The following is a 20,051-nucleotide window of genomic DNA, read 5'->3' as shown; positions in this document are numbered from 1 at the left end:
GCCGAACAGATAGGATAAAATAACAATCTGCTCTGCTATTTTATTTACCGAATAATATTAATTTTTCTAACAAATGTATTGCGTTCGTTTGAAAGTAACAATATGTATGTTCCCGAATTCAGGGTATCTACAGTAAGTTGTGAGGTATTTACTTTTTCTTTCCAAACAGACTTTCCTTGTAAATCTACTATTTCTACATTTTTCAAGCTATTATCGTTCCAAAAAATTACTCCATTCGATGGATTTGGATAAACAGCCAGATACTTGTTTTGTTCTTCGTATTCTGTTCCTAATACAACGTCTTTGACAATGCCACCCATTACTGGCCGCATCATCAAGCTTCCTTTGGCTGCAGCAAAGGTTTGGTTGTTGGCTACTGTACTTAGGTTAATCCATTCGCTCGATAAATTATAAAAGTACTTTCCCGAATACTGTGGCGAATTATTGTCTAATCCCAAAATAATAGGTTCGCCATCAGTAAATTGTAATATACCAATATAGAAAGTATCCTTTACTGCTACTGGCTCGATGGCATATTCTACAAATCCATTAATAACATTGGCATACGAAACTTTGGTGTACAACGAGCGTATCACATTACCAGGTTTACCTTTGTTGTTATCCATGATTTGAATCGTAATTGGATTCCCTTCAAGATTGGTTAACATTGGCAACAAATTTAGGCGAATACCTGCTACGGCATCGGGTTTGTTGTTGATAAATTGAGCAGCAATTCGGCCAAATCCTTTTCCTAAATAAGCTCCCGCCTCGGCCGAGCCGTCGTCATAAGCATAATAGTTAGACAACACCGTTCGGGTCGAAATCGTATCATTCATTTTCCGCTGTAGGGTGTTGTCGTCGGTTGTACTAAGCCTAAAACTTGCCTTTAATACAATACTATCGCCTTGTAGTTTATCTTTTATATTATTGAGCTTAAGCTGTAAGGCTACCGACGGAATGGTGGTATCGGTAATACCCGAAATCCTGATATTGCGTTGTTCGTTCTGGTAAAGGATTGTTCCCGTAAGCTCGTTTTGAAGAATAGCAGTATAATCAAAAAAGTTTTCGTTATTAAACAAATAGGTTACATCGGTACTCAGCGAGTCGGCCAAATCTTGGGTTGAATTACCCAACAGTTGCTTGAGTGGCATAGACCTATATCTTTTTAACAAAGGCGAAACACTTTTGCGAACAGCCAAATCTCGGTAATATTTATCATTGGCCGACCTCCCTTTGTTGATATACACATAATCTATATTCCAAATATCGAATTGCCCCGACTGGCGGCCAAATGCCTGAAAACGAAACTGGAATTGTCCGTGCAGATACAACCTAGCCCTAATTGGCAACAATACTTGCTGATAATTGGTGGCTTCGACATCGCCTTTTACTGTCCAAATGGTCTGCCAGATACCGCCATTGGTCAAAAACTGTAACCTCAGCGAATCATTGGTATTGGGTAAATCACCTAGAGACCTATTTTGCCAGAAAAAGCTCATATAAACAGAATCGGCTGGAGCATATACCGCTAAATTAATAGGCTGAGAAGTAAGGGTATCGACAGGGCCTTCTGCAAAACTATTGGTAAATACATAAGGGCGGCCATCGGCTTTGAGGCCGTCGAAAGTAACAATATTGAGTGTTGGATGATTGTTAGAATAGCTATTATTGACCAAAACACCTCCACTTGGTAGCCATTTGGTAGGTTCTAAACCTTGATTATTACCCGAAAAATCATCGAAAAAAGGTAAGGTTATGGCTGTTGGCACAGCCACCCGAGCTTGTGTTTTTTGGGTATTTGGCCCACTCAACGGAATAATATTGATTTGGGCAATAGCTTGACAATACCCAATAAAAAAGAGTGGCAAAAAAATTAACCACCCTTTTTTATCCTTTCCAAAGAAAGGAATTTCTATGCTTTTAGAAGTGCTAGAAGAAATGTTTTTCATTAGTACATATTTAATTTCATAACTGAGAGCCTATATCTCTAGGCGTTGGCTATCAGGCTAGTTCAGGCTGGGTTTACTCTCCCGACGGAGGATTCCCTGCTACCCAAAGGTCAATCATTTCACCCGACTTGATTTTACCATCTTCGCAAGCTGGATTTTGACGAATCACCGTTCCTGCTGGCTCGCTCGACTCTGGGTCATAAATCACTGTACCTTTTTGCAATCCCGAACCCGAAATAATAATAATAGCTTCGTCGAGAGGTTTGCCTATTACACAAGGGATATCCATTTCGGCATTGCCTGTACCATTTCCAACTACCAAGATAACTTTTGAGCCTTTTGCAATTAACGTTCCAGCTTCAATTTTCGTACCTTGATATTTGACTTCTAATACCTCATTTTCCCGAATATCGTTTTGGTATTCTAAACCAGGCTTCAACAAACCCGCAATTAATAGCTGTTGCTCGGCACTTCTTACCGACATTTCGGTGAGTTTTGGCAACTTAATCATTGGGGCTGTTTCGGTATTGATAGTTAGGTATATCTTTCTACCTTGTTTTACTTTTGAGTTTTCTAATGGATACTGCGACAAAACTGTCAGGGGTTTTACTCCTGGCGTAAAAGTACTATCGGTTACTTCAAAATCAAGGTTTCTATCGTCCAATAAATCCTCGGCTTCTTCCATTGTCAAACCTTTCAGATTGGGAACTGTAATAGTTTCGCCATGATTGGTACTCCAAGGAAGGTAAATAAAGAAAAATCCAAAAAACAATACCATGAGCAAACAAACAATAATGGCAGCATGGGTGTAAACGTCTTTTTTAGAATTTGTTGGAATTTTTATCATTTCGGTCTTCGTTATATTAATTGTCGCAATTTACAAGATTAGTTTGTTTTTGGAAAATCGCCCCCCAAAGATTCCTTCAACTCCAGCCATAAAGATGCAATAATATACTCAATCTTGGGCTTTTCGCTCAGGATTTAATGGAAAAAGCCTGATTACAAAACATTTTACCACCATAGCTTTATGCCTAAGTTTATTTCTTTTTTTGCTTTCTCCAACGCTCTATTCTTTTTGAAATTGCCCATTAAAACGTAAAAAGTGTTTTTCTAGAAAAAGAAAATACCTTTTCCCCAAAAAACACTTTTGTCCTCCTCCCCCCCCTCCTTTAATCTAATAAACCTTTATTCTGAGCATTATCAAGCCTATTTTGTATTTGACAATACCTGTAACCCATTTTTACCCACAGTAGTAACCTCGGTGCTATCGCCCAGATTAAATACAGGGTGTTGCAACTGGCAGTTTTCAAGTCGCAAAGACACCTGATTGGGCAAATTAAAGCTGGTATAGGTACTTTTTAAATTGCTAATAAAAACTGTATTTTGAGGTATTGTTTCGATACGCAAAGAATCAATATTAGCTGAAGAAATGGCAATCCTACCCTCAACAGACTTAGATACTATCGACAAAGAAGGGGTTTTGAAAGTTGAATCAATATTGAGTTCAGCCCCTCTATTCAATAAACTCACCGAGCTAATTTGTGGTGCTTGAACAGCAATATTATAGATATTATTCCCTTTGATAATCAAGGTATCGCCACTATAGCTAATCTGGGCAGAGTCTAGTATTCCCCCTTTCATGGTCAAAGAATAACTATTACCCGATACCAACCTAATTTCATAGTCGGATGAATAACGAATATGCTTGAAGGGCTGTAGCGTTATAGTAGTTTTGAGGGGATGCTCTTTTAGACGAACATATTCGGCACGCAAACTGATATTAAATGCGAGCATTCCCGCTACCACAAGTACCGCAAATCCTATGAGTAATTTATGAGAAGTTTTCATGCGATTAAAAATTTTCTTGTTTGAAATGGTCAAATCGGGTTTGTAGGTCAGAAAAATCAATGCCTAGCAAATGAATATTTCTAAAAAACTGAGGTAATTCATTTTCGATAAATTCCTCTTTTCGGTATGCTATTACCTTATCTGAGGCATCGTCCGACACAAAATAGCCCATTCCTCGTTTGGTAAAAATGATTTCTTTTTGTTGTAAAAACTCGTAAGTTCTCATTACTGTATTGGGGTTTACCTCTAGTTGTACTGCCAACTCCCGTACCGAAGGTATTTTCTCTCCTACGCCCCAGTTTTGCAGGAGAATCCGCTCACAAATAAACTCTGCTATTTGGAGGTATATTGCTTGATTATCTCTAAATTCCATAACCTTAAACCTCTTTTTCTTTGAGTTTGAAATACGATACTATGATTAAAAAAGGTGTTAGAAAATACGTAATACCAATGAAAGTAGCCTCCAACAAAAATGATGTTGTTGGTAATAAATTGGCATAGTTTTCTTTGCTAAGGTTGATAAAATCACTTCTGTCCTCTAGGTTTGTAATACATAATTTGTGTAGTATATAGCTCAACAATCCTATACAAACCAAAATAGCAAAGCCTGTAAAAAAAGTTTTGACATACGACATTCTGGTATAAAAAATAGCTCCCAAAACTGCAAATGCGTACAAATTGGCTATCAAACCTACCCCTAGCATTTTGTTGGGAAAATGAACAGAAGATTTACCACTAACACGTTCTATGAGAAACCTATTAGCCTCAGTAACCATTTGTTTATTAGAGCCTTGACTAATCGACAACCTTACCGATTCGGCATACGATATAAATACATAGTCTACCAGCAAAAAAGCAAGCGTATATATAATAGGAAATAGAACAAACACATAAAACAAACCACTAAGGAGCTTTTCGATATGCGATGCAGGCAAGAGCAAATAACTGAGGGTTTGGTTGGACTGCGAGAAATCCTTGAAGATATAATTAGCAAACAAAGTGCCACCTATCAAGAAGCCTACTATAAAATAGCTTTCCTGTACATTGCCTACTATGCCAGTGTAAGTATTAAATGATAATCGGTAAAAAGTAATACCCAGTCCTATCATAATACTAAACGCCATGAAAAAAAAGCGGTAGTTTTCTACCCAAATTCTTTTGACAAGTAAGTTAAAACGGCTGATTTCGAAATATTGATTCATCGTAATTCTTTTTTTAGATTAAAATATCTTATGCAAAAATGTTTTTCAAAGCATCTCTATTGACCAATGCGGCATTGAACAACAATTCTAAATCTACCTTGGTATGTTCGTGATTGGTATTGGGCAATACCACCGAAAACCCTCGGATAGAATGCTCGGAATACAATAGCTGCTCGTGATTGGTGACATCATTTACCGTTTTAAAAGAAAGTTTTTCGGCAATTTCTTCGGTAGTGGCATGTAGCAAAATCTCGGAGTTGTCCAAAATAATTATTGGGTCAATCAACGAATCTAAGTCTCGTACTTGGTGAGTCGAAATCACGATAATACGCTCTTCAGTAGCCACCGAAGCAATAATTTTACGAAACTGGCTTTTAGAAGGAATATCTAATCCATTGGTAGGCTCGTCCATAATCAGGACTTTGGTATTGGTAGCCAAGCCAAAGCCAATTAAAGCTTTTTTCTTTTGCCCTAGCGACAATTCAGAAAACTTTTCGTTGTCTGAAATTTTAAATTCTTCTAAATATTCCAAAAATTGTTTCAGTGAGAAATTAGGGTAAAAAGGGGCATAAGTAGTTACAAAATCTTTGATTTTGATAGGCGGAGCATAAAACTCTTCAGGCAAATAGTAGAGTTCTTGCAAAAACCCAGGGTGTCTAGCTTGGGTGTCAAAACCATTTACGGTACAAGAACCACTCGTCGGAAAAAGCAAACCCGCTATATTGCGTAATAAGCTAGATTTACCTGCTCCATTTTTACCTAACAAGCCATAGACATTTCCCTCCTTGAGCGAAAGAGTCAAACCTTTGAACACAGGTTTCTTCTTGCCGTAACTAAATGATAAATTGTCAATTGAAATCATACATATTGTTGCGAAAATCGCTTTTTAGTTATTGCTTCTTTGTTATTTTTTGCCATCCAAAAACACCCACAAACCACGCTAAGCCCAAATACGCCATTATGATTGCGGCTGGCTCGCTAAAACGATAAATACCCACTCCTACTAAAATCAAACCTAATCCAAACAGATACAGGAGGTCTAGTTGTAGATTCTTTCGCTGAATTTTCCCTTCGGGTACAAGTATGCTATCGTCGATGAACAAATATTTAAGTCTCTGAAAATCAAATACCAACAAATACATATTGCACAACAACAAGAATGCAACTACGTATGGAGTACCTTGCCAATGCTGTGAAATTGTTACCATTAGAATATTCAAGAACATCGGAATGGCCATTACTGCACCAATCGTAGCAAATCGCTTTACTAGCAGGCAAAAACCAATTATAATCTGGCTATAAGCTACAAATTCAGCATATAAACCTAATTGGTACTTTGCTAACTCTTCAATTAGCCATGGCGGGCCTATTAATTGTATAAAATTTCCATGAAATAACTTGGTAACGCCTGCACTCAATAGCATAAAACCTAACCAAAATCGAATACTACCTGCTATAAATTTGGGGGAAAGTATTTTTTTAAGCATAGTGTATTAGTTATATAGTACACTACAAATATAGAACAATGATTTTAGAGAATCCAAATAAAAAACCCATAAAATGGAGAATGGCAAAATAATAGGATAAATGGAGAGGAGTTGTGAGTTGTGAGTTGTGAGTTGTGAGTTGTGAGTTGTGAGTTGTGAGTTAAGGCAAATGCACTCTCATTATTTTGAGTTCCCAAATAACTTCTTTATTTTAAAAAAAATCTAACTCATAATTCACTAAATCACTCATTCACAACTCACTAAATGAACAAATCACTAAATGAACAAATCTAATTCAAGTGCATTCCTAATACCAGGCCCCACATCAGGACAAAACTGATAATCATTGAAAGATTGACCAATACACCAGCAATTTTAGAATCATACCCCAATTCGTCTGAAAAAGGTAATAAAGTCATTCCTACAGGTAAAATCAAGCAAATCAACACGATGCTTCTATAAAGTGGCTCGAAGGGAAGGTTGTAATACAACAATAAGCCCATCGTTAAGCCAACAGTGTATCTTATTATCAATACGTTTACTACTTTTTTCAGCACCTCATTAGTCATATTAAGACTCAGATAAATACCCATAATAAGCAAAACCAGCACTTTATTACCTTTTGCCAAAATATCAATAATATCCACTACAATTTGAGGTAATTCCAAAGCCGTAAGGTTGATAAACAACCCCAAAAGCATTGCCTGAAATGGCAACAATGTAAATATTTTCAGAAAAGCCTTTTTGAGTTTTTCTCGTTTCCTAATTGCTACCTCCTCTTTTGCTTCTGCAAAAATTACACCCGTACCATATACCATACAAAACACCACAATCGAATTGCCAACATCAAATAATGCCGCATAAACCATCCCTTCTCGCCCCCAAATACCCTCGATAAGCGGAAAAGCAAACAAACCAAGGTTAAAGCCTCCGCTACTCATGGTTAATAATCCTCGTATTCTTTTGGTCTGAGATTTAAAAATAAAACTGCCTATTAGCATCGTAATAGCACTAAAACTAATACAAATCAAAGGCAATAGTAAAAGGTTAGGTACAATATTTACTCTCATTACCGTTACAAACACCAACGAAGGGAAAGTAGTGTGCATCAATAATTTAGTAATAATCTTACCTTCTTTTTCGGTAATAATACCTTTGTTTTTTAGGAAAAAACCGAGTGCTATAATCGAAAGAGCAGTAATAAAAACGGCGTTGGTTGGATTCATGAATATATTGGTTGAACATAGCTTTATATACCAAAAAGCTACACTAAATAGTAAAGCATAATCGAATACAAATTTACTTTTAACATAGGAATGATGAAACCTTATTTTAAAATCATTAATTTTGCAATATCATTTACATTCATAACTCAATCATAACTATTAGGAATGGGCAAGAAAGTTTTAATTATTGGTGCTGGAGGTGTTGGAAATGTGGTAGCTAAGAAATGTGCCATGAATCCCGATGTATTTTCGGAGGTCGTATTGGCCAGCCGTACCAAGAAAAAATGCGATGCTATCGCAGAAGAATGTGCAAAAATAGGTCTGCCAACACCTGTTCAAACTGCACAAGTAGATGCCGACAACGTACCTGAATTGGTAGCGTTAATCAACCAAATCAAACCTTGGATGATTATCAATGTGGCATTGCCTTATCAGGATTTGACCATCATGGATGCCTGTTTGGAAACTGGCGTTCATTATATGGATACAGCCAACTACGAGCCCAAAGATGTTGCCAAATTTGAATACTCTTGGCAGTGGGCATACAAAGAACGTTTTGAGCAGGCTGGCTTAATGGCTCTTTTAGGCTGTGGGTTTGACCCAGGAGTAACCCAAGTTTATACAGCATACGCCAATAAGCACCATTTCGACGAAATGCACTACTTGGATATTATCGACTGTAATGCAGGCGACCACGGAAAGGCTTTCGCTACCAACTTTAACCCAGAAATCAATATCCGTGAAATTACACAAGATGGACGTTATTGGGAAAATGGCGAATGGGTAGAAATTCCTGCTATGTCTATTCACAAACCGATTGACTACCCAGGTATTGGGCCAAAAGAATCGTATGTTTTGTACCACGAAGAGTTAGAATCGTTGGTAAAAAACTTCCCAACCTTGAAGCGTGCAAGATTCTGGATGACTTTTGGGCAACAATACATTACTCACTTGAATGTACTCCAAAATGTGGGTATGACTTCAATTGAACCTATCAAATTCCAAGGAATGGATATTGTTCCTTTAGAGTTTTTGAAAGCTGTATTACCTGAACCAGGGACTTTGGGCGAAAATTATACAGGTGAGACATCTATTGGTTGCCAAATTAAAGGTATCAAAGATGGCCAAGAAAAAACTTATTACGTATGGAACAACTGTAAGCACCAAGACTGCTGGAAAGAGGTTCAGGCTCAAGGGGTAAGTTATACAACGGGTGTTCCTGCTATGTTGGGAGCTATGATGATGATTACAGGTGAATGGTTCAAACCAGGCGTTTGGAACTGCGAAGAAATGAACCCAGACCCATTCATGGCTATGCTAAATATTCATGGTTTGCCTTGGAACGAATTGGTAAACATCGAATTGCCACACGAATACTAGGCCCAAAGCTATACTATATTAAAAAAGTCCTTCCGAATATCATATTTGGAAGGACTTTTTTAATATAAACTGTCTACACTTTAATTAGCCCGCTAAGTAGAATGTTATTAGAGTTCTTTTTCAAACACACGATACCGTTTATATATTTCGCCTTTAAGCTTTTCGGCTTCGCCACGCATAGGAAGATTATTCTCTAGAATCAAATGGGTATCAATATAATCAAGGTGACGTTTTTGAGCAGATTTTAGCATGCTAACACCCAATATAGTAGTCAATCCTTTTCCTCTATACGACTCTTTTACAGCCCCTAACAACAAATCTAGTTGTTTGGTTTGGCGGGCATCCCACAACAAATGCAGAAAACCCAAAGGAAAAAGCCTACCCTTAGCTCGTTTAATTCCACGGCTCATATCGGGCAAGCCTACCACAAAAGCAATAGGGTTATGTTGAGCATCAACAATAATTTTTACAAATTCAGGATCTAAGATCGGCAAATATGCCTTAGCGATTTTGGCCATTTCAGCCTCGTTGAGTGGAACAAAGCCCATTAAATCCTTATAGGTTTCATTTACTAGCCTAAAAATAGGTACAACGTAGGGCTTTAACGCTGATTTATTTTTGAATGTCAACAATCGAATATGCGGGTTTCGCATAGCTCTTTCATAGATTCTCTCATAAAATGCAGGAATAGGGTCTGGAATCGCAATTTTGTAAACAATACAATCTGTTAATTTTTGAAAGCCTTCTTTTTCTAACAACACTGGCAAATAAGGAGGATTGGTAGCTGTAGCAATAACAGGCAAATATTCAAAACCTTCTATTTGAAAGCCCTGAGGGTCTTTTTCTGAAAAGCCAAAAGGGCCAATTAATGTTTGCATACCTTGGCTTTTTGCCCAATTTTCAATACTACCCAGTAAAGCCTTTGCTACCTCATTATTGTCGATACAATCGAAATGAAAAAAACGAGCTTGCCTACAAAACTTCATTTGGTTGTATTCATGATGAATAATCCCCATAATTTTGCCTACAGGCTTATTATTTTGAAAGGCCAAAAATAAGATAGTATCAGCAACCTGATAAGCAGGATTTTTTTGTTTATCAAAAAATACCTGTTCGTCGATATATAGTGGAGGCACCCAATTGTTACGATGCTGGTGTAGTTTTTCGGAAAGGTAAATAAAAGTCCTTAAATCATCTTTATTTTGAACTTCTCTAATAGTAATAGTCGACATAAGTGATTAGGTAATGGTGAATATTTTGGCACAAATCATTCGCTAAAGTTACTCATTCACTAACTCATTCACTAAAACACAAATCACTAATTAAAATAACAAACTCATAATTTAATCAATATTACTTATGAAAGTATAAGATTACCCAAGTTTATTTGAACAATAGTCAATAAATGATTTTCAGTATATTATCCGTAATTTTAGCATTGTTTCGTTCTACATTCAACAAATCGCAATTCATTCAGGGCTGAATAAATTCAAAACTACCAATATCATAACCCGAGCCACTAGGGCGAGCATTATTATCTCGGTCGAATACAATCCCCCAATTGCTTAAATTTTCACCAGTATTTACCAAAGGTGAATTGCTAGTCGGGTAATAATTCCCATTGGCAGCATCATTCAAAAACGCTGTACCAATAGACATATTCATGAAATTATTTCGTTCGTTTACAAGGACAGGAGTACCTAATTTTACTAAAAACTTGCCAGTGGCAGGATTGATAATCAAGTTATTAACGACCTCATGCGAATGAATCAGGCTATATAATTTTATGGCATCGCTCTGAGAGTTGATAATAGAATTATTGGCAATACGCAAAAAAGTATTAGGAATAGAGCTAGACCGTGAGTCGGCAAAAAGACCATTATAGCCAGCATTTACTATCAAGTTGTTATACACGGTTTGGTTACCCAAAAAGCCCAACATAATAATGCCAGTACCACGGGCATTGATAACAGTATTATTATAACAATCGCCCCCCGAGCCTTCGCCTATTTGTATGCCATTAGACTGGTAGTTGTCGAAAGGACTAACCCCCGAGTTGATAATAGTATTGTGATGTACCTTGGCATTAGTAGAACAACCATATTGAATTCCCTCGCAGCCAATACGTTCAAAATGATTTTCGTATATTTCAAGTCCCTCGATGGTATGTGGATACACTTTTTGGCTTATACCACTACAAGTAACCGTAACCCCTGAGCTAGCAAACGAATTACCCGCATAAATCCCCTCGCCTGCCACATCGTGTACATAATTATGATGTAGTTTAACATTGGTCATCACAAAATTACCTTTCCATGTCGACGCATCGCAGCTAGGGTCGGTTTTGGTCATGATACCAGCAAAACCCGTATTAGAAATTTCGAGATGGTCTACTTCACAATTACTACTTTTAGCACCTACGGTTATACCCATAGCTCCCGAGCCTGTACCAGCAATTTTGATACCATACGGTACATTGGCATCGCCAGTACCAGTTAGTTGAAAATACCGACAATTGCTAAAGCTAATTCCACTTAGGTTAGTGGTTGAGTTTTGGATAACAACTTGCCCTGAGGCATTTTTTATGATGAGCGGTTGGGTATCGCTACCCACAAAATTACTAAGTTTGAGATTGGTATAATTGCCTGGCAAAATACAAATCGTATTACCTGCCTCAGCACTCAAATTGAGCGGAGAATATTCGCCACTTTGCCAAATCGTGTAATCACAAGTACTAGCCGAATGCGTAGACACAGCCGAAGCCGATTCAAAACACCCTATATCAAAATCAGCACCATTTGGGCGGCCAATGTATGAAATATCGGAATTGATACCCCAGCCTTGCAAATTTTCTCCTGTATTAATCAAAGGCGTATGGCTCAGTGGTCGGTAATTTTCGGTTGTAATATCTTCAAAAAAAGTAGGGTCAACAATCGTATTGAGGTAGTTTTTTCGGGCCGAAATATTAACGGAACTCGACAACGGACTAATAAATTTTCCATTTCCAGCATTGAGCATAATATTATTGACAACCTCGTGGGTATGAATCAAGCTATACAGCTTCAAAGCCTCTGTTTGTGGCGACACAATAGTGTTGTTGGCTATTCGCAAATAGGTATTAGGAATAGACGACGGGCGAGAATCAGAGAAAATTGCATTACCTTTTGGCCTAACAATCAGATTATTATAGATATTTTGATTACCCAAAAAGCCCACCATCATAATAGCCGTTCCTTCTGCATCAATAATAGTATTGCTATAAAAATCACCTCCTGCACTGCCATTAATAGCTACCGAATTGTTGAGCGTAGAGCTAGAAGGCTGTTTTCCACAGCTTTTCATATAATTATGATGAATCATAGCATCGGGCGTATTGCCGTACTGAATAGCTTTGCCTCCTGTTCGTTCAAAGCGGTTGTTATAAACCGCCAATCCATAAATCAAATGAGTAAATTTTGTAATACTTGCACCATTACAAGTAATCGTTTTGCCTGTGCCATACGAGGCATCTCCTACCGAAATACCATCGCCGACGGTATCATGAATATAGTTATCGTGTAATTTGATTTGGTACATAGCATAATAGTCTCGCCAAGTAGTACTATCGCAAGTCATATCGGTTTTGACAAGAATCCCCGTACCGCCTATATTCTGTATTTCTAAACGCTCAACCTCAATATTTGAGCTTTTATCACCAATATTTACACCTCTACTGTTATTACCAGTACCTGCAATTTTAATACCGTAAGTTAAGTTATTATCGCCACTGCCTGTAAGCTTGATATTTTTGCTTTTGCCAAAATGGATGCCTGTAGCATTGGTCGTATTTTGAATAACTACCTGACCCGAACAGTTTTTAATAATAATAGGCTGGCTTTCAGTTCCTTGAAAATTATTGAAAGAAAGACTGCTATACGTGCCTGCCTTAATACAAATAGTAGCACCAGCTTGAGCATTAAGATTGCTTGGACTATAAGAACCACTTTGTGTAATCGTAAAATTACAGTTACAGTTTTGGGCAAAAACTGGCAGAATACTTAAAGAACTTATCAGTATGGCAAATAAACAAGAAGTTTTCATGGGCAAAAGTATCAGTGTGCTAAGTACCAAAAATACAGTATTAATTTGACAAATGGTACAGCATTGCCATGAATCAGTCGTATAGCCATGGCTAAACCTTTGACAAGCTGTTGGTACAGCTTTTGAACTATATTGTATTGAGAACAACACCGCAAAAACGGTGTCCAATTCTTTGGCACAATCACGCTAAATTCCTGATAATCATATATATCCCAACGGGGTATTCTTCTAACAATTACCTTATCAATAACAAAATCCTGTTTTGACTACACATTCAAAAATAGCTATACCTCTATTAATATATTTTAATCATACCATTCTTTCTTTTTAATACAATATTTTTCACAGGTAAAGAATGTCTAAAAATATACTTGTCAAAAAACTAGAAAATAGCTACAGTGTACACCAAAAGCCTATTGCTGCACCATAAAAAAGATACACATTAAAATCGTGTAGGTATGCCCACTTAATAATTTAACCAACGATTAATGCTCTCTTGCTCGAAAATACTTGGTAAAAGCAAAGTTAAATAGTACTTTTATTCAAATAATGAAAGTACTATTTATTCTTTTTAGACCATGTCAAAAAATTACTCACTCAAAACTTTATTCGTTTTTTTCCCGCTTATTATATTTTGGATATTCATATTTCTCTATACTACAGATGTACCTTGGTTTGATGATATTGAAACATTTGGCGATACCCTAAGAATATGGATTACCTCTGATTTGCTTACTGGTATCAAGGAATTGTTTCATCCCAACAACGAGCATAGAATGTTTCCTGGCAAATTTTGGGCTGTTTTATATTACCTTTTCACTGGCAAAATAGACTTCCGTATACTTACCTTTATTGGTAATCTCAACCTAATGGGTACGGTATTTTTGTTTTGGAAGGTTTTCAAAAGAGAAAATCATTCTATTTGGTATTTTTTACCCATTACGCTATTTCTTTGCCAGCCTCAGTATTACCTTACTAGCCTCTGGATTATTACTTCTTGGCAACATGAAGGAGTACTTTTTGCTGGGATTTTTACGCTTTATTTAGTATCTAGAAATACCACAAAAACCTATTTGTGGGCATGTTTGGCTATTCTTTATACAATTTTTACTATGAGTAATGGCTTGTTTTTTGGTATTGCTGGGGCATTTATATTGCTGCTACAAAACAGAATCAAAGAACTCGCTATTTGGCTTGGGGTGTGGGTTGTTGGCGTTGGCTTGTATTTCTATGGATTTAATAACCAAGCCAACGGGCATGGCTTAGAGTATTTTATGCAACACCCTCACGAAAGTGTATTTGGTTTCTTTACATTTTTGGGTGGTTCATTCGACTTTATGCCCAAATGGGATATTGTCAAGCGTTCTGTTTTCCCGACCATTATGGGCTTTATTTTGGTAAGTACGTGTTTATATATTAGCTGGAATCTTATCAAAAAACACTCGGTAGCCCTTCGCAAATGGGTGGGTACTAATGGCGATAACAACCAAAATACAACCCAGTCAAACGATATTTATTTTGTAATTGGTTGTTTGGTATTTTTGCTTTGCAATGCCTTTATTATTGGGTTACTTCGTCCACGATTTGGCTATCATGTTATGTTGGTAGTGAATTACAAAATATATCCATCTCATTTATTGGCAGTGGCGTATTTGTTGATTTTGTTTTATTTACCTCATCGCCAAAAACTGCTGAATGGTATTTTGGTTTTTGCCTTATTATTTTCGAGCTACTCGTACTTGACTATTACCAAAGAGGCCTCCGACCGTCACCGTAAAATGTTGGTAGGAGCATACAACCAACAGCACAACGACATTGGTTTGGCAGCCGAAATACATAGCCCATTTGCAGCTTATACTACCAAAATTATGGGGTATCTGATTAGCAATAAGCTCTATGAATATCCTACGTTTTTTGATGCTCAGCAAATAAAAGCTCCGCTTATCAATGCTCCACTAACAACGGGCGAGGTTTCGGTCAAAAAACTATCGGCCGATGCTTCTGTTATTGTAATTAAGCACATTGCGGCTGGCAATAGCTATCAAGACGGTGTTTATATATTGCTCCAAGCTCCAGAACGAACCTACTTGGTTTTTGCTGATAGCGAAAATGGCCATGATTTTAGTAGCGAAATTTCCAATAAATTCTTTGAAAAAGGTCTGTATCAAATAGGAATGTTTCAGGTAAAAAATGGCGTTCAGCAGTCATTCAAAACTAATCAAACATTGGTAATTGAATAATTAGGAGTAGTAGATGTATCTGTTATTATGTAGGGGCAACCGCAAGGCTTGCCCCTACAGCTTCTAAAGCACTTTTAGGGAATTTCACCTATAAATATATCTCAAAATACTATCTCCAACCGTTGGACGGTAGTGGCTTGCTTCGTAGTAATTGGTGTATGATTGTGTGAAGGTATTTTTTCCTGAAAAATCGTATATATTATTTCCAAAAATTTCTTCCAAAATAGCCTTGTCTTTAGGATTCAATTTTACTTGGTCATACAACGGGCTAATAACCACCTTATAAGCGGTTTTGTGCTTCAGGAATAGCTGTTTAATTTCGGCCAACATAGCCTTTTGTAAAGGCTTTATACGGGCTACTCTATCGGTTGTTTCGCTATTTCTTTTATAAAAAACGTGCATTTTAGCAGCATAATAACGTTCGGGAAACCGAGTTATGGCAGCCTCTTGAGCAGGAATTGTAATGGTATTGTCTTTTGTATCATATAGAATCTGTTTATTTTCAATAACTCCTTGCATCCAATCGCTATAGCCGCATAGCTGATACAGATAATATTTAAACAAAAATTCTGGAGAAAAATAAGCCTTTAAAAACTGAGCTTGAAAGTCGAGCGAACTCTCGCCCGAAACCAAAGGATGTTTGATATACAAATGCCCTATTTGATTACTTGTATGCGTAAAGGTTCTATCTCGACAAATAATCAATAGCACATTTTTGATTTTTACACCTCTATTATCAAGTAGTTTGAGTTTGTGATAAATACCGTAAATAGATTCGTTGGAAGCATCAAACAAATAGGGCGTATCGTTAGTACCAAGGTATTTTTGCCAATGTTTAGGCTTAAAAGCCATTGTACGCGAACTTCCAAGAATAAACGAATTATAGTGATATTGAGGATAATGCTGAATAAATACCTCGGTAGACACATAATCTCGATTAGGAATCACGACAGGATTAGAAAAGTCTGAATAGGTTTTGAGTACTCTGAATGGGTCGAAATACCAATAGCCCGCCAATAATCCTAACAGAAGAACAAAGGGTAATATACTGAATTGTAAGAGCGTGGCAAAAAATAACCTCATGTTGAATCGTTGTAAAGCACTCAGAAAATATTATTTGGCTTTGGTCAATGCCATTTTTAGGGCTAATCCAGTAAGAATACTTGCCATAAACCATTTTTGAAATTTTAGCCAAGTGGGTTTTTGAGCAAACCACCGTGCCATTCTGGCGGCAAAAAGTACAATCATGCAATTCACCGAAAAACTAACCAGAATTTGGACAATACCTAATTCTATGCTTTGCAAAAAAACAGACCCATATCCAATCTTGATAAACTGCGGGAAAAAAGAAAGATAAAACACCGCCACTTTAGGATTTAGCATACTCGTCAAAAAACCTATTCTAAAAAGTTTACCAGGACTATCAATCAAGGTATTTTGTTGTACTTCAAATACGCTTTCGGCCTGTGGCTTGATTGCCTGAAAAGCCAAGTACAAAAGGTACAATACCCCTAAGGTTTTCAGTAAAGTATATGCTAGTGGTATGGTTAGCAAAACAGCCGTAAGCCCAAATGAAACCATCAAGATATGAAAGAAAAAGCCTACAATAATACCTGCTAGCGAAACCATCCCTGCCGAACGCCCTTGGGTAATAGACCTCGAAATAAGGTAAATCATATTGGGGCCGGGGCTTATGACTAAGCCAAAAGCTGCAAGAGCAAATAACAATAATTCTTTTGCTGGAATCATGACATGTGGGTTTATCTAATTGCAGGGAAATACCCAAAAACAGGTTTCCTATCTGTTACACTTGTATTGGTTTTAGTACTTAAAATAGTCGTCGTAGTGCTGTTAAACCTTGGGCTGTCATACGTTTTTAACAACTCTATCAGCGACCCAATGAAGTAACCGTGTAAGAAGGCTTGTTTTTAGAGCCTCAAAGCTCAAACATACACTTAACTTGGCCGCTGATACGTTTTATCCTTTTCAATATTCAATCTTATTATTCTTTCTTATCTCTCTGCTTTTTCTCACGGGCAATCATTTCCTTCGGTTTTTTCTCCATTTTGATAGGATAATCCAACAAGTCACGCAAAACTACCGATGCACATACCCCACCAAAAGCTGCAGGAATATACGAAATTGTTCCATAAGCTGATTTTTTGAAGTTTGTTCCGTCGGTTAGCATCAAAGATTCGTCGTCGTGTTTTTCCAAAGAAAATACCGCCTTAATTCCCGAATAAATACCTAATTTACGCAGTCGTTTTCTTACCAAAGACGCTAAATAACATTGACGCGTTTGGAACAAATCGGCCGTACGTAATAACGTTGGGTCGACCTTACCACCTGCTCCCATCGACGACACTATTTTTAAGCCTTTACGATGTGCGGTACTCAACAGGGTTAATTTTGGGGTAATAGAATCGATACAATCCATTACATAGTCGAAATGATTTTCGCTCAAGATTTTTTCGGCTGCTTCGGGCGTTAAAAACTCCTTGATACTGGTTAATTGTAATTCTGGGTTGATAGCCAATAGCCTTTCGGTCATAATATCGACTTTGGGTTCGCCATGATTAGTGGCCAAAGCTGGTAATTGACGGTTACGGTTTGAGGGGTCGACGATATCGCCATCGACAATAGTCATTTTGCCAACACCCGAACGGGCGATAAATTCGGCCGCAAAAGACCCTACTCCACCAAGCCCTACTACCAATACATGGGCATTTTGCAACTTTTGAATACCTTCGTCACCAATCAATAATTTGGTTCGGCCAAGCCATGCTAAATCACTCATTATTCAATAAAATTTATTATGTAAACTTTCTGATTATCAGACATCTGCCCTACAATTTGGTTTTGTAAAGCATTAGGTCTTTTTAATATTGTAATAAGGAAATTATTTTTTTGAACACCTCAATAAATCCTTAAAACTCCTCTCGAACTTGGTAATCGGTAGTTCTGTCTGAATTCATCGTGAGTAATTCACCAATAAATCCTGCCAAAAACAATTGTGAGCCTATAATAATAGCCACCAAAGCCAAATAAAACCAAGTATTGTCGGTTATGTTGCGAAACGGAATATGATTGGCAATACTATACACTTTATCGGCAATAAGCCATAATGTTATAAATAGCCCAACCATAAACGAAAACACCCCCAAGCCTCCAAAAAGGTGCATTGGTCTCTTGCCAAATTTTTGTACAAATGTAATCGACAGCAAGTCTAACAAGCCATACAAAAAACGTTCGATACCAAATTTGGTTGAGCCATATTTACGGGCCTGATGCTGAACCACCTTTTCGCCAATCCGAGAAAAGCCGTTCCAGTTGGCTTGCACAGGAATATAACGGTGCATTTCGCCATACAAACGGATGGTTTTAATAACCTCTTTTTTGTATGCTTTAAGCCCACAATTATTGTCGTGCAAATTGATACCCGACATCCAGCGAATAGCTGCATTGTATAATTTGGTAGGAATGGTTTTAGAAAGTGGGTCAAAACGTTTTTGTTTCCAGCCCGAAACCAAATCATAATCATCTTGGGTAATCATTCGGTAAAGTTCTGGTATTTCGTCTGGACTGTCTTGCAAATCGGCATCCATAGTAATTACCACCTCGCCTTCTGCTTTTTGGAAACCAACGTGCAAAGCCGCAGATTTGCCATAATTTCGGCTAAAAGATACTCCTTTAACATTAGGATTTTTCTGAGAAAGCTCTTTTATTACCTTCCATGATTTATCCTTGCTCCCGTCATTTACAAAAATCACCTCGTAGGTAAACTTATGGTCGAGCATCACCCTTTCAATCCACGCACAAAGTTCGGGCAAAGACTCCTCCTCGTTGTATAATGGCACTACAATCGAAATTGCTAACATAGTTTTATCTTAAAATAAGTACATTGGCTATTATTCCTAATGTATCAAAATATCAAATAGTATTCTTGTAATAACGCCCTAAAGGCATCTGTATATTGTTCGTGGGTATCTTTTATCAAAAGTTCTTCTTGTACTATTTCAGTATCTGACAACGACAACACACTTATTACCCTAAGAACCTTTGCTCCTACCCTATGCCGCACTATCAGTTGTTGGGTTACAAAAAAACCTTGAAGCTGAGCCAGTTTTAGCAAAAGCTGCATTTCATATTCGGGCAATAATACTACAAATTTACCATAAGTTGTAAGTAAGCGAAACACCGAGGCCAAAAGTTCTTCAAAAGTTAGTGTTTCGGTATGATGGGCTTGGTTTTTTTGTACCTTCTCCGACTTGAGATAATTGCTATAAAATGGCGGATTAGACACAATTAAGTCATATTTTTTATCTGACCTAAAATCTTGAATAGGTTGATGATATATGCTGATACGTTCCGCAAAAACACTAGACCCAATATTTTGTTGAGCTTGTAAAAAAGCAGGTTCGTCCATTTCAACGGCATCTATCAAAGCATCCGACCGCTGTGCCATCATCAGCGACAACAAGCCTGTGCCTGCTCCGATGTCCAGAATCCGTGTCGAAGCTTTTACATCTACCCAAGCTCCCAAAATACAGGCATCGGTAGACACCTTCATAGCACATTGGTCTTGATGAATCGTAAATTGTTTAAATTGAAACATAATGAGCAATCTTTGTTATTATTT

At 37.3% G+C, this 20,051-nt stretch carries 17 protein-coding genes; 2 read left to right on the top strand and 15 right to left on the bottom strand.

Annotated features, from left to right (window positions below; translation table 11 throughout):
- Positions 1–44: 44 nt before the first annotated feature.
- The 8 genes from FLEMA_RS67340 to FLEMA_RS0103270 all read right to left on the bottom strand — a co-directional run bounded on the left by FLEMA_RS67340 (position 45) and on the right by FLEMA_RS0103270 (position 7,712).
- Positions 45–1,949 (bottom strand): T9SS type A sorting domain-containing protein, encoded by a 1,905-nt coding sequence (locus tag FLEMA_RS67340; protein ID WP_052353935.1) that lies wholly within the window; start codon positions 1,947–1,949, stop codon positions 45–47.
- A gap of 73 nt (positions 1,950–2,022) precedes the next feature.
- Positions 2,023–2,796, bottom strand: a complete 774-nt coding sequence (locus tag FLEMA_RS0103300; protein WP_026994236.1) for a PASTA domain-containing protein — start codon at positions 2,794–2,796, stop codon at positions 2,023–2,025.
- 359 nt (positions 2,797–3,155) lie between these two features.
- Positions 3,156–3,797: a hypothetical protein gene (locus FLEMA_RS0103295; protein WP_026994235.1), complete on the bottom strand. Its 642-nt coding sequence runs from the start codon at positions 3,795–3,797 to the stop codon at positions 3,156–3,158.
- A 4-nt stretch (positions 3,798–3,801) separates the two neighbouring features.
- Complete coding sequence (locus tag FLEMA_RS0103290; protein WP_026994234.1) at positions 3,802–4,170, bottom strand: GntR family transcriptional regulator; 369 nt, start codon at positions 4,168–4,170, stop codon at positions 3,802–3,804.
- A 4-nt stretch (positions 4,171–4,174) separates the two neighbouring features.
- A complete protein-coding gene (locus tag FLEMA_RS0103285; RefSeq protein WP_026994233.1) occupies positions 4,175–4,999 on the bottom strand; it encodes a hypothetical protein in 825 nt (274 codons plus the stop codon).
- A gap of 28 nt (positions 5,000–5,027) precedes the next feature.
- Positions 5,028–5,861: an ABC transporter ATP-binding protein gene (locus FLEMA_RS0103280; protein ID WP_026994232.1), complete on the bottom strand. Its 834-nt coding sequence runs from the start codon at positions 5,859–5,861 to the stop codon at positions 5,028–5,030.
- A 28-nt stretch (positions 5,862–5,889) separates the two neighbouring features.
- Positions 5,890–6,486 (bottom strand): hypothetical protein, encoded by a 597-nt coding sequence (locus FLEMA_RS0103275; protein ID WP_026994231.1) that lies wholly within the window; start codon positions 6,484–6,486, stop codon positions 5,890–5,892.
- Positions 6,487–6,776: 290 nt separating this feature from the next.
- On the bottom strand, positions 6,777–7,712 hold the full coding sequence (locus FLEMA_RS0103270; protein ID WP_026994230.1) for an AEC family transporter: 936 nt from the start codon (positions 7,710–7,712) through the stop codon (positions 6,777–6,779).
- Between the two features lie 165 nt (positions 7,713–7,877).
- Here FLEMA_RS0103270 and FLEMA_RS0103265 point away from each other — a divergent pair, with 165 nt between their 5' ends.
- Positions 7,878–9,092 carry a saccharopine dehydrogenase family protein gene (locus tag FLEMA_RS0103265; RefSeq protein WP_026994229.1) on the top strand — a complete coding sequence of 405 codons (1,215 nt, stop codon included), beginning with the start codon at positions 7,878–7,880 and terminating at the stop codon, positions 9,090–9,092.
- 107 nt (positions 9,093–9,199) lie between these two features.
- Here FLEMA_RS0103265 and FLEMA_RS0103260 read toward each other — a convergent pair whose 3' ends face one another.
- Together FLEMA_RS0103260 and FLEMA_RS0103255 are read right to left on the bottom strand one after the other, a co-directional pair.
- On the bottom strand, positions 9,200–10,324 hold the full coding sequence (locus FLEMA_RS0103260) for a hypothetical protein (RefSeq protein WP_026994228.1): 1,125 nt from the start codon (positions 10,322–10,324) through the stop codon (positions 9,200–9,202).
- Between the two features lie 241 nt (positions 10,325–10,565).
- A complete protein-coding gene (locus FLEMA_RS0103255; protein WP_026994227.1) occupies positions 10,566–13,172 on the bottom strand; it encodes a right-handed parallel beta-helix repeat-containing protein in 2,607 nt (868 codons plus the stop codon).
- Positions 13,173–13,750: 578 nt separating this feature from the next.
- Between FLEMA_RS0103255 and FLEMA_RS67335 the strand changes: the two genes are divergently transcribed.
- Complete coding sequence (locus FLEMA_RS67335; RefSeq protein ID WP_052353934.1) at positions 13,751–15,412, top strand: hypothetical protein; 1,662 nt, start codon at positions 13,751–13,753, stop codon at positions 15,410–15,412.
- An 84-nt stretch (positions 15,413–15,496) separates the two neighbouring features.
- On the opposite strand, the gene FLEMA_RS0103245 is transcribed toward FLEMA_RS67335, so the two are convergent.
- The 5 genes from FLEMA_RS0103245 to FLEMA_RS0103225 form a co-directional block, all read right to left on the bottom strand.
- Entirely contained in the window at positions 15,497–16,495 is a 999-nt protein-coding gene (locus FLEMA_RS0103245; protein WP_026994226.1) for a hypothetical protein, read from the bottom strand.
- A 30-nt stretch (positions 16,496–16,525) separates the two neighbouring features.
- Entirely contained in the window at positions 16,526–17,161 is a 636-nt protein-coding gene (locus FLEMA_RS0103240; protein ID WP_026994225.1) for a LysE family translocator, read from the bottom strand.
- Positions 17,162–17,414: 253 nt separating this feature from the next.
- Positions 17,415–18,209, bottom strand: a complete 795-nt coding sequence (locus tag FLEMA_RS0103235; protein ID WP_026994224.1) for a tRNA threonylcarbamoyladenosine dehydratase — start codon at positions 18,207–18,209, stop codon at positions 17,415–17,417.
- A 130-nt stretch (positions 18,210–18,339) separates the two neighbouring features.
- Complete coding sequence (locus FLEMA_RS0103230) at positions 18,340–19,290, bottom strand: glycosyltransferase family 2 protein (protein ID WP_026994223.1); 951 nt, start codon at positions 19,288–19,290, stop codon at positions 18,340–18,342.
- Between the two features lie 44 nt (positions 19,291–19,334).
- On the bottom strand, positions 19,335–20,027 hold the full coding sequence (locus FLEMA_RS0103225) for a tRNA1(Val) (adenine(37)-N6)-methyltransferase (RefSeq protein ID WP_026994222.1): 693 nt from the start codon (positions 20,025–20,027) through the stop codon (positions 19,335–19,337).
- Between the last annotated feature and the right edge of the window lie 24 nt (positions 20,028–20,051).

The organism is Flectobacillus major DSM 103, from assembly GCF_000427405.1.
Lineage (GTDB): Bacteria > Bacteroidota > Bacteroidia > Cytophagales > Spirosomataceae > Flectobacillus > Flectobacillus major.
The sequence above is the reverse complement of the archived record's forward strand: the minus strand, read 5'-3'. Positions and strand labels throughout refer to the sequence as shown.